A 21651-nucleotide genomic window follows, 5' to 3' on the forward strand; every position below is an offset into this window, starting at 1 on the left:
CTTCAAAGGGTCATATCCACATCAGGAGTGACGCGATGGTGAGTGCTGCTTCGTAGGATTCGCGGGTTTTGTCGTAGCGGGTGGCTATGGCCCGGTACTGCTTTAACGCGTTGAAGCAGCGCTCGACGACGTTGCGCTGTTTGTAGCGCTCCTTGTCGAAAGCGGGCGGTCTGCCGCCGTTGCTGCCACGACGGCGGCGGTTTGCCTGCTGGTCCGAGCGCTCCGGGATGGTGTGCGGGATACCGCGTTTCCGCAGGTAGTTGCGTATGCCTCGACTGCTGTATCCCTTGTCGCCCAGGAGATGATCGGGCCGGTTGCGCGGTCGGCCTGGGCCTGGGCGGCGAATCCTGATCTGCGCAAGGACCTGCTCGAACTGCGTGCAGTCGTTGACGTTGCCGCCGGTGACGACAAAACCGAGCGGACGGCCGCGGCCGTCGCAGGCGAGGTGAATCTTGGTCGTCAGTCCGCCACGGGATCGTCCGAGGGCGTGAGCGTGTGCCGTTTCTGCATGGCCGGCCCCTTTTTACGGGCGCCGGCCGCGTGCTGATGAGCGCGGGTGATCGTGGAGTCCACGGAAACCAGCCAGTCGACGTCTCCCGCCGCATCCTTCTGAGCCTGAACGGCCTCAAGCATCCGCGTGAACGTTCCATCGAGCGCCCACCTGCGGAAACGTGTGTACAACGTCCGCCAGGAACCGTATCTCTCCGGCACATCACGCCAGGCCGAACCGGTCCGCAGCTTCCACACGATTCCGTTCAGCACCACCCGGTCGTCCCGCCGGGGCCGCCCCGTTTCCGTCCGCGGAAGCAGCCCCGACAGAACGTCCCACTCTTCATCCGAGAGCTCATGTCGCCGCACCATGCGTCATATGATGCCCCATCAACAGCCTTTGAAGACACGCTCTAGCCCCACATAGGACACGGTCTTAGTTGGCCCGTAGCTACCCCGGGACGGGCGCAGAATCGCGGTGAACGGGTCCTGAAGGTTGCTGACTGGTCACGGATAGTTACTGCGCCCTGTGGGTGCCCGAAAGGGCAAAACTCCTTCCAGGCAACCAACTTGAGGCTCTAGAAGACCCCAAGTTTCTGAGGGCTGTATGAAACTAGAACGTTCTTCGTCTGCTGGTAGTGCTCCAGCATCATCTTGTGGTTCTCCCTGCCGATCCCTGACTGCTTGTATCCTCCGAACGCCGCGTGGGCCGGGTACGCGTGGTAGCAGTTCGTCCAGACCCTGCCCGCCTTGATCCCGCGCCCCGCCCGGTAGGCCGTGTTGACGTCGCGGGTCCAGACTCCGGCCCCCAGCCCGTACAGGGTGTCGTTCGCCGTGCTGATGGCGTCGTCGAAGTCCGTGAAGGACGTCACGGCCACGACCGGGCCGAAGATCTCCTCCTGGAAGACCCGCATCCGGTTGTCGCCCTCAAGGACGGTCGGCTGGACGTAGTAGCCGCCGGCCAGCTCACCGTCGTGCTCGATGCGCCGGCCACCCGTCAGGATCTTCGCTCCCTCCTGCCGACCGATGTCCAGGTACGAAAGAATTTTCTGCAACTGGTCGTTGGAGGCCTGGGCGCCGATCATCGTGTCGGTGTCCAGCGGGTGGCCCGGCACGATCTGTTCCGTGCGGGCGATGCCGGCCTCCAGGAACCCGCCGTAGTGGCCGCGCTGAATGAGAGCACGCGACGGGCACGTGCACACCTCGCCCTGGTTGAGGGCGAACATGGTGAAACCTTCGAGCGCCTTGTCGAGGAAGTCGTCGTCGGCGCGTGAGACGTCGTCGAAGAAGATGTTCGGCGACTTGCCGCCCAGCTCCAGCGTCACCGGTTTGATGTTCTCGGAGGCGTACTGCATGATCAGCCGCCCCGTCGTGGTCTCACCGGTGAAGGCGATCTTCGCGACGCGCGGGCTTGAGGCGAGCGGCTTCCCGGCTTCCACTCCGAAGCCGTTGACGATGTTCACGACGCCCGGCGGAAGGAGATCCGCCACCAGGCTCAGCCAGTAGTGGATCGAGGCGGGCGTCTGCTCGGCCGGCTTGAGAACCACGGCGTTGCCCGCGGCGAGCGCCGGGGCGAGCTTCCAGGTAGCCATCAGGATGGGGAAGTTCCACGGGATGATCTGGCCGACCACACCCAGCGGTTCGTGGAAGTGGTACGCGACAGTGTCGTCGTCGATCTCGCTGAGCGAACCCTCCTGGGCGCGCAGAGCCCCCGCGAAATAGCGGAAGTGGTCGATGGCCAGCGGAATGTCGGCCGCCAGCGTCTCCCGTACGGGCTTGCCGTTCTCCCAGCTCTCGGCGACCGCCAACTCCTCCAGGTGAGCCTCCATCCGGTCGGCGATCCTGTTCAGCACCGATGCCCGGTCCCCGGCGGATGTGGCTCCCCAGCCCGGAGCCGCCGCATGGGCGGCGTCCAGGGCCAGTTCGACGTCCTCCGACGTGCCGCGCGCGATCTCGGTGAACGGGCGGCCGTTGACGGGGCTCGGGTTCTCGAAGTACTGGCCCCGGGCCGGCGGGACGTACGCGCCGCCGATCCAGTGGTCGTAGCGGGACGCGTAGGCGACGATCGCGCCCTCGGCGCCCGGCGCTGCGTAACGGGTCATCTCAGAGGCCTCCCGGATCCGGTGCCGCCCGTCGTCGGACGGCCCTCGCCGCGAGGCTAGGGACGGGGACGTTGCAAGGGCGTTGCAACGGCGTCGCCGGGCACCCTCCACGGTCTGTCGTCACCGTCCTGTCGGCCGGTCGTCGAGAAGGACGACGCCGCAGATGTGCGTGCCGGGCCCGCGAGATCGGGCTGATCCAGACGAAGGAACCTAACCGCGCTGCTCGGCGTCCAGCCCCCGCACCCGGGCCAGCAACGCAGCCCGCTGGTCCACCGAAACCGCCCCGGCCAGCGCGCGCCACACCGGCAGGTCCTCCTCGCCCCACGGGCTGTAGGCCCAGTCGGCCAGCAGCCCCGGATCAGCCCGGGCGATCAGGGCAGCCCGCAGCTGCTCCGAGATCCGCCGCCGAAGTCGTACGACCGCAGGGGCCCGGGAACCCGGCAACAGCGGGCCCGCGTACGCGCCAAGCGCCGCCGCCACCGCGCCCGAACCCAGCCGGCGCGTCACCGTGTCGAAATCGGCGTCCACCGGGACGGCCAGCCGGTACGGGCGCGAGTCCAGCAGATCGGGCCCCAACAGGCGCCGGAGCCGCGAAAGTTCGGCCCGCAAGGTCACCGGGGTCACCGACTCGTCCTCGTACAGCTCCACCAGCAGCTCGTCCCCGCTCAGGCCCTCCGGCCGACGGGCCAGGGCGACCAGGATCTCGCTGTGCCTCCGGCTGAGCCGCAGCCGGCGCCCGCGCGCCACCAGTAACGCCTCGTCCCTGCCCAGCGCGGTCAGCCGCACCGACTCGACATCCGACTCGGGCGGCGTCAGCAGCGCGAGCTGCGACTCGGCGGCCCGGGCCACCGCCTGGACGAACGCCAGACTGTGCGGATGGGCGAGCCGGTCACCGCCCGTGATGTCGACGGCTCCCAGCATCCGGCCCGTCCGGGGATCGTGCAACGGCGCCGCCGCGCAGGTCCACTGCTGTACCGGTCGCAGGAAGTGCTCGGCGGCGAAGACCTGGACCGGACGGTCCACCGCGATGGCCGTTCCCGGCGCGTTCGTCCCCGCCACGGACTCGGCCCAGCGGGCGCCCTCCACGAAGTTCATCAGGCCGGCCCGCCGCCGTGCCGCCGCATGCCCCTCGACCCACAGGAGCCGTCCGTGGGCGTCGCAGACGGCCAGCAGGTGTTCCCCGTCCGTCGCGTACGCACCCATCAGCTCGCGGATCACGGGCATGGCACGGGCCAGGGGATGCGCCGCCCGGTAGGGGCCCAGCTCGTCCGGGGCGAGTTCCACCGCAGGGGCGTCGTCCGGGCTGACCCGGGCCCGTGCCGAGCGTCGCCAGGACGCGCCGACCACGGCGCGGACCGGCCGCTCCAGGCGTCCCGCCGAGGTGAACACGTCATGGGCGCGGCGCAGTTCGCCGGGGTCGGTGTCCGCCGCCAGGGCCACCCAGGGATCCGTCAACTCACCCTCCCGACCGCCAGCCTTCGTGCCCTCCCATCGTCGTTGCCGTCGGCCTCCGCGACAAGCTCGGTGCGGAGAGTCATCACCACATGGGCCGGGGGAGGTCGCTCAGGCGGCGTCGACGACGAGCCGGAGATAGCGTTCCCAGTCCCAGTGGACGCCCGGGTCGGTGTGGTCGCTGCCCGGCACCTCGTGATGGCCGACGATGTGCTCCCGGTCCTTGGGGATGCCGTGGCGGTCGCAGATGTCCGCGGTGAGTCCGGCGGACCGCAGATACATGACGTCCGTGAAGAACTCCGGGCGGTCCACCCATCCTTCGTGCTCGATGCCGATGCTCCGGGTGTTCCAGCTCCAGTTGCCCGCGTGCCAGGCGATGTCCTTCTCGCGTACGCACTGGGCGACATGCCCGTCGCCGGAGCGCACCACGTAGTGGGCCGAAACCTGCTTGGAGGGGTTGCGGAAGATACCCGCGGTCGGCGTGAACAGCTGTTGAGCGACATGGATGACGACCCGGTCGATCCGGCGCTCCGCAGGGCGGGAGGGGACGGTGTAGTTGGCGGCGGCGGCCGGAGCCCAGAGTGCCGTCGCGTAGTCGGTGGGCCTCTTCGGCGCCGCCGCCACGGTCCTCGCGGAGGCGGGCAGGACGGCCGCCGCCATCGTCGCGGCGGCGCACTGAACAATCCTTCTGCGGTGCAACGGCACTCCTGAGGCCGGGGCGGACGGAACAGGGCGGGGCGGGGCAAGGGCAAGGGCAAGGGCAAGGGCAGACGGGCGGACGGCAAGGACGGGTGGGTACGGAACCGAGCCGGGGCGGCCTCCCGGATCGTGAATCACCCCGCCGATGCACATGACGAACGCGCCGGACATCCGGTTACCCGCTGCCGCTGCCGCTGCCGCTGCCGCTGCCGCTGCCGCTGCCGCTGCCGCTGCCGCTGCCGCTGCCGCTGCCGCTGCCGTCCGGACACGCCACGACTTGTGCGCGTGCGCCTCTACGCGTGCGGCTCCCGCGCCAGCGGCTCCCGCGCCGGAGACACGGTTCCCGCGGGCGACGAATGCGCCCGGCGCCGCCGGCTCCCGCGTCCGGCGCCCCGCTTCCGGCCCGATGCTCACCGGCCGACCCGGCCCGGGCCGGCCCCACCCCCGCCTCGCCTCCGGCCGGAAGGGTCAGACAGCCGTGTCCGCCGCCCCGCCGTCGGCCCCCGCCAGCGCGCCCGCCGGGTCGTCGTCCGCCGGTCCGGCAGGCACCCAACGACCGCGCTCCTTGCGGTAGGGCCACCACCGCCCGTTCCGGTCCAACCGGAGCTGGAGGTCTGCGCCCGCCACGGTCCAGCGGGCCCGGCCGTTCGCCCGCAGGGCCGGTCGCTCGCCCGTCTCCCACGCCTCGCCGAGCCGGGCACGGGCCCGCCCCAGGTCCTCCGGGCCCGGCGTCCACTCCTCGTCCAGCACGGCGAGTGCCGCGACCCCGCCGTACTGCCAGGCGCGGACCGCCGCGTCCAAGTCCGCGGCCGGGCGGCCGGATCCCGCGGCCAGCCGGGCCCCGATGCGCGGCTCCGGCCGGGTGTCCGCGGCCAGCCGTACCGCGTCCTGCCGCGGAGTCAGCTCGACCGGGAGCGGCTGTCCTTCGTGCCCGGGGACCAGCGCGTCCAGCAGCATCCGGTGCGCCCGCACCGCGCTGTCGGCCGCCAGCACCTCCAGCGCCGCTGGGTCGACCCCGGGCGCGGGGGCGGTCGCCGTGTCCAGCGCAGGCCCGAGCCCCGGTTCATCGGGGGCCGGTGGGGGAGTGGGGAGCGGCGGCAGGATTCCGGCAGCCGCGAACGCCTCGCCGGCCGGAACTCCGTGCACCTCCCGCTCCGCGTCGTCGGCCGCCTCCCGCGCCCCGTCGCCGCCCGTCCGGACCGCGCGGGCGGCGCTGCGCACCTGGAGTTCGTCCAGCAGCCGCCGCTCCTCGCGCCCCCGCATCAGCAGCAGGACGAACGGGTCCTCGTCCAGCAGGCGCGCCACTTGGTAGCAGAGGGCACCCGAGTGCGGGCAGTGGTCCCAGGTCCCACAGGTGCACTCCGGCTCCAGGTCCCCGATGCCAGGCAGCAGCTCGACACCGGCACCCGCCGCGTCCTCCACCAGATGCGGCGGCATCTCACGGTCCAGCAGCGCCGCGATGTGCCCGGCCCGGTCCACGGCCATGTCCAGGAACCGGTCCCAGGCGCCCGTGCCGAGCTGCTGGAGCAGGACGTCGCTGCGGTAGGCCGTGCCGTCGCGGTCCCGGACCACCGCTGTGATCCGCCCCGGCCGCACGGAGACCGCCCCGACCCTGCCCTCCCGGGCCAGCCGCCGGCCCTGCTTGAGCTGTTGGCCGTCCAGTGCCGTGTCCTCCAGAGCCTTGAGCCACGCCAGCCCCCACCAGGACCTCGCGAAACCCCGGCCCTGTGCGGGGGGAAACGCCGCGAACACACGCTCCGCCCCGCGCCGACCGTCCCGCGACGCCCCGTCGCCGCCCACGTCGGAGGTGTCCCCGTCGCTCGTCCCGTACTCCGCCCCGTACGCGTAGTCGTCCTCGTGGTCATCGCTCATCGTGCGCCCCCTCGCAGCTCGACCAGGTCGGCCAGTTCCGCATCGGTCAGTTCGGTCAGTGCCGCCTCGCCCGAGCCGAGCACCGCGTCCGCCAGCCCCTGCTTGCGGGCGAGCATCTCGGCGATCCGGTCCTCGATCGTGCCCTCGGCGATCAGCCGGTGCACCTGCACCGGCTGCGTCTGGCCGATCCGGTACGCCCGGTCCGTCGCCTGCGCCTCGACCGCCGGGTTCCACCAGCGGTCGAAGTGCACGACGTGACCGGCCCGGGTGAGGTTGAGCCCGGTGCCCGCCGCCTTGAGGGACAGCAGGAACACCGGGGCCTCGCCTGCCTGGAAGCGGTTCACCATCTCCTCGCGCCGGGCCACGGGCGTACCGCCGTGCAGGAACTGCGTTCTCACCCCGCGCGCGGCCAGGTGTTCCTCCAGCAGCCGGGCCATCTGTACGTACTGCGTGAAGACCAGCACCGAACCCTGCTCGGCCAGGATGGTGTCCAGGAGCTCGTCCAGCAGTTCGACCTTCCCCGACCGGTCCGCGATCCGCGGCTGTTCCTCCTTGAGATACTGCGCCGGGTGGTTGCAGATCTGCTTCAGCGCCGTCAGCAGCTTCATCACGAGCCCTCGCCGCTCGAAGCCGTCGGCGGCGGAGATCTCCGCCAAGGTCTCTCGGACCACCGCCTCGTACAGGCCGGTCTGTTCCGCCGTCAGCGACACGGCCCGGTCGGTCTCGGTCTTCGGCGGCAGCTCCGGAGCGATGCCCGGATCGGACTTCCGGCGGCGCAGCAGGAACGGCCGCACCAGCGCCGCGAGCCGCTCGGCCGCGCCCGGGTCGCTGCCGCTCTCGACCGCTGCCGCGTACCGCGTACGGAAGGCTCCGAGCCGGCCGAGCAGACCGGGCGTCGTCCAGTCGAGGATCGCCCACAGCTCGGAGAGGTTGTTCTCCACGGGGGTACCGGTGAGCGCGACCCGGGCCCGGGCTCCGATGGTCCGCAGCTGTTTGGCCGTCGCCGAGTGCGGGTTCTTGACGTGCTGCGCCTCGTCGATGACGACCATGCCCCAGGACGCGGCGGCGAGCCGGGGCGCGTCGAGGCGCATGGTGCCGTACGTCGTCAGGACGAACTCGCCGTCCACCAAGCCTTCCAGGGAACGCGACGCGCCGTGGAAACGGCGGACGGGGGTGCCCGGCGCGAACCTCTCGATCTCCCGCTGCCAGTTGCCCATCAATGATGTCGGGCACACCACCAGCGTCGGGCCGGCCGCGTCGCGGTCGCTCTGCCGGTGCAGATGCAGGGCGATGAGCGTGATCGTCTTACCGAGGCCCATGTCGTCGGCGAGGCAGCCGCCGAGGCCGAGCGAGGTCATGGTGTTCAGCCAGTTCAGGCCGCGCAGCTGGTAGTCGCGCAAGGTCGCGGCGAGCGTCTTGGGCTGTCCGATCGACTGCTGGGCGGCGGACTCCGGGTCGGCCAGCCGGTCCCGCAACCGCTGGAGCCAGCCGGTCGCCGCCACCTCGACGCGACGGCCGTCCACCTCCGTCGAACCGGTCAGCACCGCGCCGAGAGCGTCGATCGGGGTGACCTTGCGGTCCTGGGTGTCCCGGGCGCGGCGCGCCTCCTCGGGGTCGATGAGCACCCACTGGTCGCGCAGCCGCACGATGGGCCGGGTGGACTCGGCGAGCCGGTCCAGCTCCTCGCGGGTCAGCTTCTGGTCGCCGAGTGCGAAGCGCCAGTCGAACGACAGCAGTGCGTCGGCGGAGAGGAACGAGGGCACGTCCGCGGCACTGCGTCCCCGCGTCCCGGCCTCCTGCCCGACGCCTTCCCGGTCCGTGGTGTCCCGGTCGTCCGGGCCGATCACGGCCCGCGCGGTGAGCTTCCTGGCCAGTTCCTTGGGCCAGTGCACCTGTACTCCGGCGGCGGACAGGGCACGTGAGGCGGGCCCCAGCAGCTCGGCGATCTCCTCGTCGGCCGGTTCCACCGAGTCCGGCACCGCGGCGGAGAGCAACGGCGCCAGCGGCGGCCAGGCGCGGGCGGCCCGGCGCAGGGTGAGGAGGGCGTCCATCCGGGCCCGTGACCCGAACGCGGCTGCGGTCCGCGAGTCGCCCGCCCACACCTCGGCCGCGTCGGCTACCAGGGTGGGATCGCTGACACTGTGGATCTGCAGCACGGCACGGAACGACGGCGTGGCCGACTCCGCACCGGACCCCGGCGCCACCGCTCCAGGATCCGACCCCGGCGCCATCGTTCCCGGATCCGACCCCGGCCCCATCGCTTCCGGGGTGGCCTCGGGGCCTGCCCCCGTGCGGCTCGGCCGAGAGGTCATACCCGCGACCTCGATACGCAACGAGAGCCGCACGCCCGCGTCGTGACCGGCCGCCACATCGGCCGCCCAGGCCCGCCCCTCGGGCAGATGCTGCGGCTGCTGGGAGGTGAACGCGGGTCCTGCGGCGGCGAACCCTGCGGCCGGCGTACGGGGCATCGCGTCGGCCACGGCGTCGAGGAACGCGCGCAGCAGGCGCTCCGGTTCGGGCAGCAACGTTTCGCCGACGGCGCCGCTCGTCGTGTTACGCGCCGGTTCCCGCTCCCCAGCTCCGCTCGGCCGGCCCGCACCGTCCGTGCTGCGGGGTCCGGCGGGTCCGCGGGACCCGCTGGTTCCGTCCGACTGTCCGTCGCCCTCGTCCGGAACGGGGGTCGCGTGGGCGGTCGGCGGCATCGACGCCGCCAGTTCCCGGATCCGTTCGAGGTCGTCGGTGTTCAACGGCCCGATTCGCCAGGCGTCGTGGTCGGTATCGCTCAGCCCGGGCAACAGGAGGCCGCGGGCGACGAACTGGAGAGCGAGAAGCGCGGCGGCACCCCAGAAGGCGGTGGCGGGTGAGGCACCCGTGAAGGCACGTGCCCGGGTCAGGACCGGCAGAGCCTCCCGCACGGGCAGGTACCGCGCCGTCACCGTACGGGGTCGCAGGTCGGTTCCGATGACGGTCAGCTCCGACGAAGGCCCGGGGGTGTCGGAAGGGGTGCTACCGTCCGGATTCCAGAACGCGATCCTGCCGGTACGGGCCGGATCCGTGGGGACGAAGACCGCGGAGCAGCGAGCCAGTTCGGCGATCTCGGAGGGTGTTGCCGCAGGGTGCCTGTGCACAGCGATGTCAGATTCCTCAAATTTGACTAGTGGGCGGAGTCGCTGAGGGTACTCCATTCCGAGGGGCGACAGGCCGTTGGGCTATGTGGCGTGCGTCACTCCTTCTCCTTTCGTGGTTCCGATGGTGCAGCCAGCCCCACCATCGGGCACGGGGGTCTGCCCCAGGGGAACCAGGGTGGTGGCGCCATGGCCCGCACCCACCCCCGGCCCGTACGTTCCTTGAGGTCAGCGCATATGTTCCAGAGACCGGAGACGCCATGCCCCAGGCAACAGCCACTGTTGCGGATCCCGCCGACGAAAGCAGCCCGGCCCGTCCGGCCGACGTTCGCGGGGCGGCGGCCGGGAGCGACTTCGCGCCGCTGCTGCGTGCGGTGCGGGACCAGGGACTGCTGGAGCGCCGCACGGACCGGTATGTGCTCGGCATCGCCGCCAATCTGGCGGCCCTGGGCGCGGTGGTCACCGGGTTCGTCCTGCTGGGCGACACCTGGTGGAGCCTGCTCCTCACCCTGCCGCTGGCGGTCTTCTGGACCCGTACGGCTTTCGTCGCTCACGACGCGGGGCACGCCCAGATATCCGGCGACCGCAGGACGAGCAGGCTGATCGGTCTCGTACACGCCAATCTGCTCCTCGGTATGAACGAGGCGTGGTGGAACGACAAGCACGTACGCCACCACGCCAACCCGAACCACATCGACAAGGATCCCGATGTCGGTGTCGGCGCCCTGGTCTGGACCCAGAAACAGGCGGCGCAGCGTGAGGGGTTCGCGCGCTGGCTCACCAGGAACCAGGCCCGGCTGTTCTTCCCGATGCTCCTGCTCGAAGGCATCGCCCTGAAGATCTACGGATTCCAGTTCCTGCGCCGTCAGTCCCTCCGGGAGCGGGCCGTCTCGGGGCTGCTGCTGACCGCGCACTTCGTCCTCTACGCGACGCTGCTGCTCAGCACGTTGTCCCCGGGCAAGGCGATCGTCTTCGCGCTGATGTTGCACGCACTGTTCGGCCTCCACCTGGGCATGGCCTTCGCCCCGAACCACAAGGGGATGGAGATGCCCGACCCGGGCGGCGAGCGTTGGGGCCACCTCCAGCGACAGGTCCTGACCTCGCGCAACGTACACGGTGCCGTCCTGACCGACTGGTTCCTCGGCGGGCTCAACTACCAGATCGAGCACCACCTCTTCCCGAGCATGCCCCGCCCCAACCTGCGCCTCGCACAGCCCCTGGTCAAGGCGCACTGCTCCGGTATCGGCATGCCGTACGCGGAGACCGGCCTGATCGAGTCCTACCGGCAGGCGCTGTCGCACATGCACGAGGTCGGCGAACCGCTGCGATAGCGCGGCCGACGGGGAACGTAAGGGCGCGCGGACGCGTTCACAGAACAGGAGCGGCGCCGGCCGCGAAGGAGGCGTGGACCATGTCGAATGGTGCGAAGGTCGCTATCGGGGGAGTGCTCGCGGCAGCGATTTTGTGGCCCCTGATCGGATTCTGGTGGGCGCTGCTGATCGTGATCGGTGTCCCCGTGGCGGGCTATCTGCTGCTGGACCCGTCCCAGCGGCGCAGACTCCGCAGGATCAACCGCAAGCAGATCGGCCGCTGAGCCCGGATCGCCCCGGGTGACCGACGGCGATGTCACGCCGGACGGGCGGCCAACCCGTCGAGGTCCGCGACCGGTCCGGGCAGCGCGGCTCCACGCCTGACAGGAATGACCGTGCCTGGCTCCTCGTCCAGCAGGAACAGAGCGATGTCGTCGGTCCGGGCCGCCATGGACCACCCCGGGCCGTCGACACGCAGGGTGCGTGCGTCGGCCGAGGCGTAGGGAACGGATCCGCCCGGGCGGCGGCGGGTCCTTCGTATAGGCGGTCGCCTCCGACAGGGCCCTGCGGACACCGGGGTGCCGGAGGGACGCGGAGGGCTCACCGTCCTGCGCACCCGCGGTGTCGCTCTCTGCTGCTCTCCCTCGGCGCCGCTCTCCGGCGCTTCCCGGCGCCCGGCAGCGAGAGCCCCGCCACGTCGAGCTGCTCGCGCCACGCCGGCCACTGCGCGGCGATCTCGTCCGCCCCGAGCCGCCGCTGTGCCGGGCCCCAGGCGTCCGTGTCGGGAGGGGGCAGCGGGGCCGGGCCCTCCCGTTCATCCGTCGTCGGCGACCGCGTCGTCCGCACCGGCCACGATGTCCTCCTCATGGCTCACCCCCGCCTCCTCATCGCTCGGTCCGGCGCCCTTGGTCCGTCGGCGCCCTAACTACTCGGTAACCCCCTCGTCGAGGCCTCGACGAACAGGAACGAACCGGCGCCACGCCCACCCCGTTCGAGTGCGGGGAAGCCGACGGCCCGGGCGTGGGGGGAGGCCTCCGCGTAAGGTTGGACGTCCGGCCGAACGAGGGGGACAGCGTGGTGAAGCGGTACGACCGGCTGAAGGAGATTCAGCGACTCGACCCCGAGCACGACTTCCTGGAGATCTACCGCCTCACCGTCACCCACGAGTTCCCCTGGGACATCGCCCGCGCCCTCGAACTGGCCCTGTACCGCACCTATGCCGTGCCCAGCATCGGCCGACTCCTCGATGAGACAGCGGAGTTGACCGAGCGCTCCCAGAAACGCTACGACGATACCGCCCTGCTGCTCGATACGGTGGTGGAGCACGGCTTCGACACCGACGACGGCCGCACCGCCGTCCGCCGGATCAACCGGATGCACCGCAGCTACGACATCAGCAACGACGACATGCGCTACGTCCTGTGCACGTTCGTCGTCACCCCGAAGCGATGGCTGGACAGCTTCGGCTGGCGACGTCTGTGCTGCCACGAGCGGGGCGCCTTCGCCGCCTACTACCGCACGCTCGGTGCTCATATGGGGATCAAGGACGCTCCCGAGAACTACGAGGACTTCGAGCGGACCCTCGACGCCTACGAGCACGAGCATTTCGGCTGGGACGAAGGAGCCCGCCGGGTAGCCGACGCCACCCTGGCACTGATGGCGTCGTGGTACCCGGCGCCCCTCGCCCCGCTGGTGCGCGGTGCCAGCCTCGCGCTCCTGGACGACTCGCTGCTCGAGGCGTTCCGCTACCGCCGCCCGGGGGCGGTGGCCCGCGGAGTGACCAGGGGCGCGCTCAGGCTCCGGGCTGGTGCCGTCCGGCTCCTGCCGCCCCGGAGGACGCCCCACTACGCGCGCCAGAACCCTGAGATCAAGGGATATCCGAACGGGTACGAGATCGCGGAGCTCGGTACGTTCCCCACGCCGGGCGTTCGTGGCTGCCCGGTACCCGGCCGCCGTCCGTCGCAGTCACCCTCCGAGTGACGCGACGTGCCCCGGCCGGATCACGCACGGGGCCGCCGCGGCAGAGCCTGGCTCGGACGCTCTCCGCGTACGGCGGTGGGCCCGGCCGCGCCCTCGGCCTCAGGGCTGCCTGACGGCGAGGGCGAGAAAGCGGTCGTCCTCGTCCGTGTAGGACTCCAACCGCCACCCCGCACCCGCCAGCAGCACGCGCAGCCTCGGCTCGGCCCGCAGGTCGTCGTCGGTGACGGTCCGTCCCTGACGTGCGGCGAGGGCGGCCCGGCCGATCGGGTGGAACAGAGCCAGGACCCCGTCAGGCCGGACCACTCGGGCGAGTTCCGCCGCGTCGGCCTCGGGGCGGGCCAGATGAGAGATCAGCCCCGCTCCGAACACCGCGTCCAGGACTCCATCACGCAGCGGCAGCCGCGCGACGTCGGCACGGACGAGCGTCCCGCTGTCCCCGCGTCCCACCCCGACCGCGGTCTCCAGCATGGCTGGGGTCAGGTCGACGCCCAGCACCGTGCCCGCCGGCCCGACCGCGGCCCGGAGCGCGGGCAGCGCGCGTCCCGTCCCGCAGCCCGCGTCGAGCACGGCATCTCCGGGACGCAGCCCCAGTAGACCGGCCGCGGCGGCGTAGGCGGGGCCGTCGTCGGGGAACCGGCTGTCCCAGCCGGCCGCACGCGGAGTGAAGAAGTCCAGGACGTGATGGATGTGGTCGTCGGCCATGGAGACATGATCGCGCAACCGGCGTGGGGCGTACCGCCACCGGAGCATGATCCGGTCAGACGTTGACGCCGAAGTCCGAGGCGATGCCCGCCAGGCCGGAGGCGTAACCCCTGGCCGACGGCCCGGAACTACCACTCGGTGCCGTGCCGGTACAGCTCGCCGAAGACCATCGCGGTCTCACGCCGTGCCGGTCGGTCACGGGCAGGTCCCGCCAACTGGAGCGTCCACAGCGTGCTGACGGCCGCTCATCGCAGCGCGTCGGGGTCGGACCAGTCCGTACTGTGGGTCGCCCTCGCGACGACGGGCCGGTCCTCGGTCAGCGACCGGACGAGACCGGCCGGTTCAGCTTCTTCAGATGCCGCTGACCGAGGGAAGCGTCCCGCCCACGCGCGCGGGGCCCCCGTTGCATCGCTCTTGCCCCGGGCCAGTGCCCACACGATGTGCAGCCGTGCCGGTGTCATCAGGAGCCCGAACGCCGTCACGTCCTCCGTCAGCACCTCGGCGGGCGGATCCTGGAGGATCCTGGAACCGCCGCCGGGACCTGTCCGCACGCTCGTATCTCCTCGTCCCCGGGCCGTCCACGGGGACGGCCCGCCGCCGCCAGTTCTGGGCAGCCGAAAGCAACCTCCGTAGGGGCCGTGCCGGAGGGGCCACAGGCTTTAAGGGACGCACGGCCCGACCAAAATCGGCGCAATGAGGTCGGGATGCGGCAAGGAATGACCACGCGGTGGTGTCGCGTCGGTCAAGGACGATCAACCCGCTCGCGCGAATTCGGCCGGTTGCCATGCTGTCGGCCCTTGGCGATTCCTGAGGAGAGTAGAGACGCATGCCCTCCGAGCACATCGATGGAGACAAGATCCCGCGCACCGCCCACCGCGCCCCCGAGAGCCTAGGCAGGAGTATGATCGGAGAGGACATCGCGCTCACCCTGAAGATCGTGGTCGCGGGCGGCATCGGCGCCGGGAAGACAACCCTGGTCGGCTCGGTCAGCGAGATCCGCCCGCTGTACTCGGAGGAGTCGCTGAGCGAGGGCGGGCGTTGTCAGGACGGCACCGACGGGGTGGAGCGGAAGGCCACTACTACCGTAGCGATGAATTTCGGCCGTATCACCATCCACTCCGGCCTGACGCTCCACCTGTTCGGCACGCCGGGACAGGACCGCTTCCGGTTCCTCTGGGACGAGCTGTGCGAGGGCGCCCTCGCGGCGATCGTACTCGCGGACACCCGGAGTCTCGGGGAATGCTTCACCGCCGTCGACTACTTCGAGCGCGGGCGGATACCGTTCGTCGTCGCCGCCAACCGGTTCCCCGGCGCTCCTGACCACACGGAGCACGACGTCGCGCGGGCGCTCGACCTCGACCGGGGCACTCCGGTCGTGCTGTGCGACGCCCGCGACCTGGCATCCGGCAAAGAAGTCCTGATCCGTACGGTCGAGTACGCCGGACGCATGCACACCGCCCGGCTCCTCGCCTCCCTCGGCTGACGGAGCCCGGCATCGTGTCCAGTCCGTCAGCCGACCATGTCGGCCATCGCGACCACCTTGTCGATCCGCACCCGTACGACCAGTTCGCCGGGCACGCCGTTGCGCCGGCCGAACTCCTCGGCGGCGTCGGCCTCCACGTAACGGTGGGCGATCAGCGTCGCCCACCGCAGCAGTTCCCCGGGGTCCGTGCTCAGCTCGGCATGCCCCTGCACCACCGCGAACGCGTACGGAGGCTGGTCGTCGTCGACGCAGAGGGAGACCCGTCCGTCGCGTGCGAGGTTGCGCCCCTTCACGCTCTCCTCGCCGGTGTTGAAGACCACCGAGTCGCCGTCGAGGAGGAACCAGACGGGTGCGATATGGGGACTGCCGTCGGCCCGCACCGTTGAAACCTTCGCCGTGCGCGTGCCCTTCGAGAGGAAGGCCCGCCATTCTTCTTCGGTCATGTGGTGTGCCATGGGCCCATCCTGAGCCCGATCCCCGCATGGCGCGAAGCGGCGCCCCCGGAGGAGAGGGGAGCTTGCCCCCACGGGGCCGTTGCGCGAGGCTTACGCGCGTAGCGGGGCACGGGGAACGAGGGTACGGGGAGGACGAGCACATGCCGCTTGACCGGGGACTTGACTGGCTCCTTGACGATCTCACCAGCAGGGTGCAATTCATACGGCACGCCTTGGTGCTGTCGAACGACGGACTGGTCACCGGGGCCAGCACCGGGCTCGCCCGCGAGGACGCGGAACACCTGGCGGCGGTCTCCTCAGGTCTGCAGAGCCTGGCGCGCGGCTCGGGGCGCCACTTCCGGGCGGGCCGGGCGCGTCAGACCATGGTCGAGTTCGACGAGGCGCTGCTCTTCGTGACGGCCGCCGGCGACGGCAGCTGTCTGTGCGTGCTGACCGCGGCCGAAGCCGACGTCGGCCAGGTCGCCTACGAGATGACCCTGCTCGTCAACCGCGTCGGCGAACACCTCGGAGTCGCCGTTCGGCAGGGCGGGCCCGAAGACATTGAGCCCTTCTGACCTGCACTTATCATCGCCGATGAAAAGTTATCCACAGGGGTGACCGGCGATGACTCCCCCGGGCTACCGTAATTACGGAGAGTAATTGAGCCGACCGGGAGGACAGTCATGACGGTCAAGGAAGTGTTCCGAGGGCACGCCGGGAGCCAGAGCACGGACACCAGGCCCCAGGCCGCGCGGGCCAGGACCCGGGACACACGGGCCATGGGCACGAGCGCCCGCGGCGATGCCCATGCCGAAGACGCCGGCACGGAGATGGAGGGCGAGGGCAGGCGAACCGCGTCCACCGCTCCGGCGGCGACGGTCGCGGCGGGGCGCGCGGCCCAGGAGCTGGGCATCCGGCGTGCGGAGTTCGAGCTCGCGGTACACCTTGGGCTGATCGCTGTCGTCGGCGCACCGGGCGGTGGGCGGCCACGGGTGCACGAGGGGGAGATCGCGCGCCTGCGGGAGCAGCCGGGCTTTCCCGATGGCCTGGCGGAGCGGGTCCGCACCGTCGGAACAGCGGAAGGAGCGGCCCTGCTGGGCATCGCCCCGGCGCGGTTCACCAGGCTTGCCCGGGCAGGATGCGTCTCACCGGTCACGTTCTATCTGAACCGGTATCGCGCGGTGGTCTGGCTCTACCTCGCGGACGAGCTTGCCGCCTTCGCAGCCCGGGAACCCGACCTGCTGGCCGGACGGACGCCGTTGGGGATGCGCTCGCTGCTCGAATCGGGCGCCGACTGGCGGCCGCGCAACTGGCGCTCGCAGCGCATCGACCGGCTGCTGAACCGCACGAGGGACCCCTGGGTGCGAACGGCGGTCCAGGCGTCGGCACTGGACCCCGTGCAACTGGCGGAAGTGATGGACGACCCCTACGAACGCGCCTATCTCGTGCGGGTCCGGCCGGAGCCGGTCTTCGGACGCCCGGGCTCCATGGCGGCGAGGGAGGCCATGGGGGAGCTGATGCTGGCCGATGACCCCGACGAAATCCTCTGGCGGCGGGTCAACCTGACGCTGGAGCTGGACGGGGCACGCGAGGACCGGCCGGCCCCGCGCCCCGGGGACGACGGCGCAACCCGAGCGGCCCCCGCCGTCCGGACCGGCGCCGGCCCCCGTACCGCGCTCGCGGCACCCGCCGCCGAGCCGGCTCCGCCGCCCGCCGGCGCCGGGGCGCCAGGCTGCGCCGCGGCGGGTGTGCCGACCGGAAAGGGGCTGCTCGCAAGGCTGGGATGGCGTGGGCGCGGAGCCCGATAGGTGTTCGCGCCGATCGTTCGTAGGGGCCATGCTGTTCGCATGTTGATCAGGGAAGCAACCTCCGAGGACTGGCCTGCCATCTGGCCGTTCTTCCACTCGATCGTCTCCGCGGGCGAGACGCTCACCTATCCACTCGATCTCGGTGAGGAGGACGCCGAGGGATGGTGGTTCGTCGCAGCGCCGAGCCGGGTGGTCGTCGCCGTGGACGATGCCGGGACCGTGCTCGGCACGGCGAAGATGAACCGCAACCACATGGGCAACGGAGCGCACATAGCCAGCGCCACGTACATGGTCGACCCCGCTCGCTCCGGCCGGGGAGTGGGGCGCGCGCTGTGCGAGTATTCGGTCGGCTGGGCTCGCGCCGAGGGATATCGGGCCATGCAGTTCAACGCGGTGGTCGAGACCAACACTCACGCCGTCAAGCTGTACCGTTCGATCGGCTTCGACGTGATCGGAACCCTTCCGGAGGGCTTCAACCACCCGACCGAGGGCTATGTGGGGCTTCACATCATGCACAAGGCGCTGTGACTGACGAGCGTTACGGTCCCCACGCTCCCCGGCGCCCGCTGCCTCGGCCACTACGGCGTCGAAGCGGGCCAGCGCCTCCGTCCCGCTCTCGCCCCCGGGCATCCGGCGGCTCTCCAGTTCACCGCGCATGGAACGGCCCATGCTCCAGACTCAGGCGCACAGGTGGCGGCAGATAGGGTGCACAGCTCATCCTCTCATTCGACCGGACCGGAGGACAGCGCGACGTGCGGCCCCCCGCGTTGCCGGAAGTAGCGCGGCTGTGCCCGGAGTTGGTACGTCGGGATACGCATGGGGCGACGACGCCGTTCCTGGACGATGGCAGTACTGTGCGCCCCACCGCCATTCGGGCGATGAGACGTATCTGGAGGAAGAATCCATGACCATACCCAGGAGATCGTGGCGTGGCGCGGGAACACTCGTGGCCGCTGCGGTCGTCGGTCTGACCGGAGGCGTCATCTCCGCCGGTCCGGCCGCGGCTCACACCCCCACCTGGGCCGTGACCTGCTCCGAGGTGACTGTTGACCTCACCAACTACACGAGCGACGTCCCCAACACGGTGACCGTCACGGTGGACGGCAAGGGCCTGCTGCCCACCGAGACGTTCGGCCGTGAGTTCCACAAGAAGCTGGCGCTTCCCGAGCACGACGAGCCGGCGACCGTCCGACTGGTCGTCAAGGACGCCGACGGCGAAGGCAAGCACTCCATCGACGAGACGAAGACGGCGGAGGTGTGCGACGAGGAGCCCAGCCCCACCCCGCCGACCCCGACCCCGACCGAGTCGGTCCCGGGCGAGCCGACCCCGTCGGAGACGCCGTCCACCGGGACGCCCGAGCCGAGCGCCACCCCCAGTGAGCAGCCTTCGGAGTCCGCGCCCGCCGTGCCCGCCCCGAGCCCGAGCTCGCCGGACCTGGCCGAGACCGGCTCGTCGTCGACGACGCCGGTCATCGGTGGCGCCGCCGTCGCGGTGCTGCTGGCCGGTGGTGGCATCCTGTGGGCCGTCCGCAAGCGGCGTACCGCCCAGAACTGACGCTCCACGGGCGAGGGGTGTGCCGCATCACCGCGGTGATGCGGCACACCCCCTTTCCGTCCGTCACCGTTCCGCGACCGTCCGGGGCGGTGTGGTGGCCGGCGGGGGAGCGGGGCCGATCTCGCACCAGACGGCCTTGCCCTCGCCCCTCGGTTCAATGCCCCAGCGCGTGGCGACCGCGTCGAGCAGGAGCAGCCCCCGGCCGGAGGTGGACGTCTCGCCCGGCGTACGCCGACGGGGCCAGGCGCTGGACCGGTCCTGGACCGACAGCCGGATCCGCCGCACCGGTTCGGGCAGCACCTCAAGGGTCAGGACAGCTCCGCCCTCGGTGTGCAGGAGCACGTTCACCAACAACTCGCCCGTGACGAGCTCGGCATCGTCGGCGAACTCGGCCATGTCCCAGTCGGCGAGGGCCTGACGCACGATCGCGCGGGCGTCCGAGAGCCCTTCCGGGTCCGCCTGGTGAATGTACTGGTGCAGTCGCGGCGCGTGGGACGACCCCACGTCGGGGCTTCGGCGCAGGACGAGGAGTGCCACATCGTCCCCCGCCCCCCACCGTTCCCACAGCCGTTCCGACAGGTGATCGGCCAGTGCTTCGGACCCGGCGGGCCCGACGCTCACCTCGTTGCGCAGCGCGTCGATCCCGGTGTCGAGGTCGGCTCCGGGCTCCTCCACCAGCCCGTCCGTGTACAGGACGAACGTCTCACCGGGCACCAGGTCCAGCCGGGTCTCCGGGTACTCCTCGTCCTGGAGGTCCGTGGAGGTGCCCAGCGGTAGCCCGCCGCGCACCTGCGGGCTACCGACCCGTCCGTCGAGGTGGCGGATCAACGGGCCGAGGTGCCCGGCCCGCACCACCTGCACCGCTCCGGACGCCAGGTCGACCTGGGCGTAGGTGCAGGTGGCGAAGCGGTCGGTGTCCAGTTCGGAGAGGAAGCGGGAGGCCCGTGCCAGCACGGTGGCCGGCGGGTGCCCCTCAGCGGCGTACGCGCGCAGGGCGATGCGCAACTGGCCCATGATCGCAGCCGCGTGGGTATCGTGTCCCTGTACGTCCCCCACGACCAGTCCGTAACGGTTCTTGGGCAGGGTGATCACGTCGTACCAGTCACCACCGACCTGTCGGCCGCTCCACGCCGCGTGGTACCGGACCGCGATCTCGCCGCCCTCGACGTCCTGAATCCGGGGCGGGAGCATCGCGGACTGGAGTTGCGTGGCGAACTCCCGCTCCTCGTCGAAGAGCATCGCTCGTTGCAGGGACTGGGCGACGATGGCGGCGAGCCCCAGGCAAAGGATGCGCTCGTCCGCGTTGAAGACCGTGCGCTCGCGGTAGAAGAGGGCCAGACCACCGAGCGACCGGGCCTGGGCCACCAGCGGAAGATACGCCGCCGCCTTGAACCTCAGCTTCCCGAGATGCGGCTCCAGTTCCGGGTAGCGACGGGCCAGCGCGGAGAGGGAGGTGATGAACCGGGGGCGTCCGCTGCGGATGGTGTCCGCGAGGGGGAGGTTGCGGTCGAGATCACCGGAGCCGAGTCCGTCGAGCACCTCGAGCGACTCGCCGCTCAGCGCGACGATGTTCAGCGCGGAATTCTCCACGAGCCCCAGGGCGAGGCCGTCGGCGCCGAGCCGGGCCAGCCCACCGGGTCCGGTGAGGGCTGCCGTCACGTCGTCCACGGTCACCGCACGGGACATGGCGCTCGTTGTTCGTTCAACGATATTTGTCTGGCGCTGCCGCCGCTTCTCCAGATCGAGAACGAAGGCCGAATGGGTGACCTCCGCCGTCGCGTCCCGGACGACGCCCACGATCCGGTGCGCCAACCCGTCCTTCGATCGCAGAATGCGGGCCTGGACATGGGTCCACTGTGTGGTCCCGTCATCCAGCGGCACACGGAAGTGGACGCTGTAGGAATTGCTGCCGCCGGTGATGGCCTCGTCGATCGTGACATCGAGCCGGGCCCGCTCCGCCGGTTCCAGGTGCTCCAGCAGGGCGCCCGGACGCGCGTCGAATGTCGCAGGATCCACGCCGAACACCATCAGCCCGGCCTCGTCGATGTCCAGGGTCCGCGTGTCCAGGTCCCAGTCGAAGCTGCCGGTCCGGTTCATGGCGAGGCGTTCCGTCGGCCGGATCTCACCGTTGGTCTTCCGGTCGATCCGGCGGAGCGGAGAGGCCTCGGCGTCCTGCCGCCGTTCGTCGTCGGTCATGCCAGCTCCGGAGGTCGTCCGGCCGGGCCGCACGTCGGCGGAGCCCGTAGGCCTCAATTGTCGAGCCGCATCCATCGGAGTGCCACAGCGGCTCGCCCGTGAACCCTTACGCCCGGACCCCACGCGCCCGAGTACCCGCTCCCGGACCGGCCCGGGGGGGTGCCTCTATGTCTTTCGTCAAGGGACCCTGTCGGGTTTGGGGTGGTTCAGCGTTGCTGGGGTTATGCGGCGAGCTCGACGTCCTTCGGCGTGCGGGGTTCGTAGAAGGTGCCGTCGCGGAGCATGGCGAACAGGACGCTGATGCGTTGGCGGGCGAGGCGGAGGAGGGCTTGGGTGTGGGTTTTGCCGCGGGCGCGTTGCTTGTCGTAGTAGGCGCGGGAGGCCGGATCGGCGTTCATGCAGGCGAAGGCGGAGAGGAACATGGCGCGTTTGAGCTGCCGGTTG

Annotated in this window: 18 protein-coding genes and 4 pseudogenes; 8 read left to right on the forward strand and 14 right to left on the reverse strand. The window is 71.0% G+C overall.

Annotation, left to right across the window (positions count from 1 at the left end; all coding sequences use genetic code 11):
* Positions 1-10: 10 nt before the first annotated feature.
* From D581_RS1000000141105 to D581_RS0135955, 6 genes are all read right to left on the reverse strand, one after another.
* A protein-coding gene (locus D581_RS1000000141105) for an IS5 family transposase (RefSeq protein WP_486585839.1) occupies positions 11-861 on the reverse strand; the annotation gives its coding sequence in 2 pieces (ribosomal slippage) (positions 11-513 and positions 513-861; 852 coding nt in all).
* A 206-nt stretch (positions 862-1067) separates the two neighbouring features.
* Complete coding sequence (gene exaC / locus D581_RS0135935; protein WP_018961933.1) at positions 1068-2591, reverse strand: acetaldehyde dehydrogenase ExaC; 1524 nt, start codon at positions 2589-2591, stop codon at positions 1068-1070.
* A gap of 210 nt (positions 2592-2801) precedes the next feature.
* Positions 2802-4046, reverse strand: coding sequence for a GAF domain-containing protein (locus D581_RS0135940; protein ID WP_026291216.1), 1245 nt, complete (start codon positions 4044-4046; stop codon positions 2802-2804).
* Between the two features lie 108 nt (positions 4047-4154).
* On the reverse strand, positions 4155-4742 hold the full coding sequence (locus D581_RS0135945; RefSeq protein WP_026291217.1) for an N-acetylmuramoyl-L-alanine amidase: 588 nt from the start codon (positions 4740-4742) through the stop codon (positions 4155-4157).
* A 468-nt stretch (positions 4743-5210) separates the two neighbouring features.
* Entirely contained in the window at positions 5211-6614 is a 1404-nt protein-coding gene (locus D581_RS0135950; RefSeq protein WP_018961936.1) for a hypothetical protein, read from the reverse strand.
* The gene (locus D581_RS0135955; protein WP_018961937.1) at positions 6611-9742 is read right to left on the reverse strand and encodes a DEAD/DEAH box helicase; all 3132 of its coding nucleotides are present in this window, start codon (positions 9740-9742) and stop codon (positions 6611-6613) included. The genes D581_RS0135950 and D581_RS0135955 overlap by 4 nt, the downstream gene beginning before the upstream one ends.
* 257 nt (positions 9743-9999) lie before the next feature.
* Here D581_RS0135955 and D581_RS0135960 point away from each other — a divergent pair, with 257 nt between their 5' ends.
* Complete coding sequence (locus D581_RS0135960) at positions 10000-11070, forward strand: acyl-CoA desaturase (protein ID WP_020679277.1); 1071 nt, start codon at positions 10000-10002, stop codon at positions 11068-11070.
* A gap of 80 nt (positions 11071-11150) precedes the next feature.
* Positions 11151-11333 (forward strand): hypothetical protein, encoded by a 183-nt coding sequence (locus tag D581_RS0135965; RefSeq protein WP_026291218.1) that lies wholly within the window; start codon positions 11151-11153, stop codon positions 11331-11333.
* Positions 11334-11365: 32 nt separating this feature from the next.
* On the opposite strand, the pseudogene D581_RS1000000138850 reads toward D581_RS0135965, so the two are convergent.
* Positions 11366-11856, reverse strand: a pseudogene (locus D581_RS1000000138850) (hypothetical protein); the annotation flags it as partial.
* A gap of 267 nt (positions 11857-12123) precedes the next feature.
* On the opposite strand from D581_RS1000000138850, the gene D581_RS0135975 reads away from it, so the two are divergent.
* Entirely contained in the window at positions 12124-13029 is a 906-nt protein-coding gene (locus D581_RS0135975) for an oxygenase MpaB family protein (RefSeq protein ID WP_026291219.1), read from the forward strand.
* 99 nt (positions 13030-13128) lie between these two features.
* Here D581_RS0135975 and D581_RS0135980 read toward each other — a convergent pair whose 3' ends face one another.
* The 3 genes and pseudogenes from D581_RS0135980 to D581_RS1000000142485 form a co-directional block, all read right to left on the reverse strand.
* The gene (locus D581_RS0135980) at positions 13129-13731 is read right to left on the reverse strand and encodes a methyltransferase domain-containing protein (RefSeq protein WP_018961942.1); all 603 of its coding nucleotides are present in this window, start codon (positions 13729-13731) and stop codon (positions 13129-13131) included.
* 55 nt (positions 13732-13786) lie between these two features.
* Positions 13787-13919 (reverse strand): annotated as a pseudogene (locus D581_RS1000000141110) (TerD family protein); the annotation flags it as partial.
* Between the two features lie 57 nt (positions 13920-13976).
* Positions 13977-14282 carry a hypothetical protein gene (locus D581_RS1000000142485; protein ID WP_018961943.1) on the reverse strand — a complete coding sequence of 102 codons (306 nt, stop codon included), beginning with the start codon at positions 14280-14282 and terminating at the stop codon, positions 13977-13979.
* A gap of 275 nt (positions 14283-14557) precedes the next feature.
* On the opposite strand from D581_RS1000000142485, the gene D581_RS0135990 reads away from it, so the two are divergent.
* Positions 14558-15214: an ATP/GTP-binding protein gene (locus D581_RS0135990; RefSeq protein WP_078626019.1), complete on the forward strand. Its 657-nt coding sequence runs from the start codon at positions 14558-14560 to the stop codon at positions 15212-15214.
* A 26-nt stretch (positions 15215-15240) separates the two neighbouring features.
* On the opposite strand, the gene D581_RS0135995 is transcribed toward D581_RS0135990, so the two are convergent.
* Positions 15241-15669 carry a PPOX class F420-dependent oxidoreductase gene (locus tag D581_RS0135995; protein WP_018961945.1) on the reverse strand — a complete coding sequence of 143 codons (429 nt, stop codon included), beginning with the start codon at positions 15667-15669 and terminating at the stop codon, positions 15241-15243.
* A gap of 140 nt (positions 15670-15809) precedes the next feature.
* Here D581_RS0135995 and D581_RS0136000 point away from each other — a divergent pair, with 140 nt between their 5' ends.
* From D581_RS0136000 to D581_RS0136010, 3 genes are all read left to right on the forward strand, one after another.
* A complete protein-coding gene (locus tag D581_RS0136000) occupies positions 15810-16223 on the forward strand; it encodes a roadblock/LC7 domain-containing protein (protein WP_018961946.1) in 414 nt (137 codons plus the stop codon).
* Between the two features lie 108 nt (positions 16224-16331).
* A complete protein-coding gene (locus D581_RS0136005; RefSeq protein ID WP_018961947.1) occupies positions 16332-17456 on the forward strand; it encodes a DUF6397 family protein in 1125 nt (374 codons plus the stop codon).
* A 39-nt stretch (positions 17457-17495) separates the two neighbouring features.
* The gene (locus tag D581_RS0136010; RefSeq protein WP_018961948.1) at positions 17496-17984 is read left to right on the forward strand and encodes a GNAT family N-acetyltransferase; all 489 of its coding nucleotides are present in this window, start codon (positions 17496-17498) and stop codon (positions 17982-17984) included.
* On the opposite strand, the pseudogene D581_RS1000000142490 reads toward D581_RS0136010, so the two are convergent.
* Positions 17975-18095: pseudogene (locus tag D581_RS1000000142490) on the reverse strand (histidine phosphatase family protein); the annotation flags it as partial. The gene D581_RS0136010 and the pseudogene D581_RS1000000142490 sit on opposite strands and share 10 nt — an antisense overlap.
* 265 nt (positions 18096-18360) lie before the next feature.
* Between D581_RS1000000142490 and D581_RS0136015 the strand changes: the two are divergent.
* Entirely contained in the window at positions 18361-19011 is a 651-nt protein-coding gene (locus D581_RS0136015; protein ID WP_051114696.1) for an LAETG motif-containing sortase-dependent surface protein, read from the forward strand.
* Between the two features lie 63 nt (positions 19012-19074).
* Here D581_RS0136015 and D581_RS0136020 read toward each other — a convergent pair whose 3' ends face one another.
* Together D581_RS0136020 and D581_RS0136025 are read right to left on the reverse strand one after the other, a co-directional pair.
* On the reverse strand, positions 19075-21207 hold the full coding sequence (locus D581_RS0136020; RefSeq protein WP_018961950.1) for a SpoIIE family protein phosphatase: 2133 nt from the start codon (positions 21205-21207) through the stop codon (positions 19075-19077).
* Between the two features lie 221 nt (positions 21208-21428).
* Positions 21429-21651, reverse strand: a pseudogene (locus D581_RS0136025) (IS110 family transposase); the annotation flags it as partial.

It is taken from the genome of Streptomyces sp. CNB091, from assembly GCF_000377965.1.

Coding starts and splice junctions, on each gene's coding strand:
- exaC (WP_018961933.1), bottom strand. CDS start 2,591: ATGACCCGTTACGCAGCGCCGGGCGCCGAGGGCGCGATCGTCGCCTAC.
- D581_RS0135950 (WP_018961936.1), bottom strand. CDS start 6,614: ATGAGCGATGACCACGAGGACGACTACGCGTACGGGGCGGAGTACGGG.
- D581_RS0135960 (WP_020679277.1), top strand. CDS start 10,000: ATGCCCCAGGCAACAGCCACTGTTGCGGATCCCGCCGACGAAAGCAGC.
- D581_RS0135965 (WP_026291218.1), top strand. CDS start 11,151: ATGTCGAATGGTGCGAAGGTCGCTATCGGGGGAGTGCTCGCGGCAGCG.
- D581_RS0135980 (WP_018961942.1), bottom strand. CDS start 13,731: ATGGCCGACGACCACATCCATCACGTCCTGGACTTCTTCACTCCGCGT.
- D581_RS0135990 (WP_078626019.1), top strand. CDS start 14,558: ATGCCCTCCGAGCACATCGATGGAGACAAGATCCCGCGCACCGCCCAC.
- D581_RS0135995 (WP_018961945.1), bottom strand. CDS start 15,669: ATGGCACACCACATGACCGAAGAAGAATGGCGGGCCTTCCTCTCGAAG.
- D581_RS0136000 (WP_018961946.1), top strand. CDS start 15,810: ATGCCGCTTGACCGGGGACTTGACTGGCTCCTTGACGATCTCACCAGC.
- D581_RS0136005 (WP_018961947.1), top strand. CDS start 16,332: ATGACGGTCAAGGAAGTGTTCCGAGGGCACGCCGGGAGCCAGAGCACG.
- D581_RS0136010 (WP_018961948.1), top strand. CDS start 17,496: ATGTTGATCAGGGAAGCAACCTCCGAGGACTGGCCTGCCATCTGGCCG.
- D581_RS0136015 (WP_051114696.1), top strand. CDS start 18,361: ATGACCATACCCAGGAGATCGTGGCGTGGCGCGGGAACACTCGTGGCC.
- D581_RS0136020 (WP_018961950.1), bottom strand. CDS start 21,207: ATGACCGACGACGAACGGCGGCAGGACGCCGAGGCCTCTCCGCTCCGC.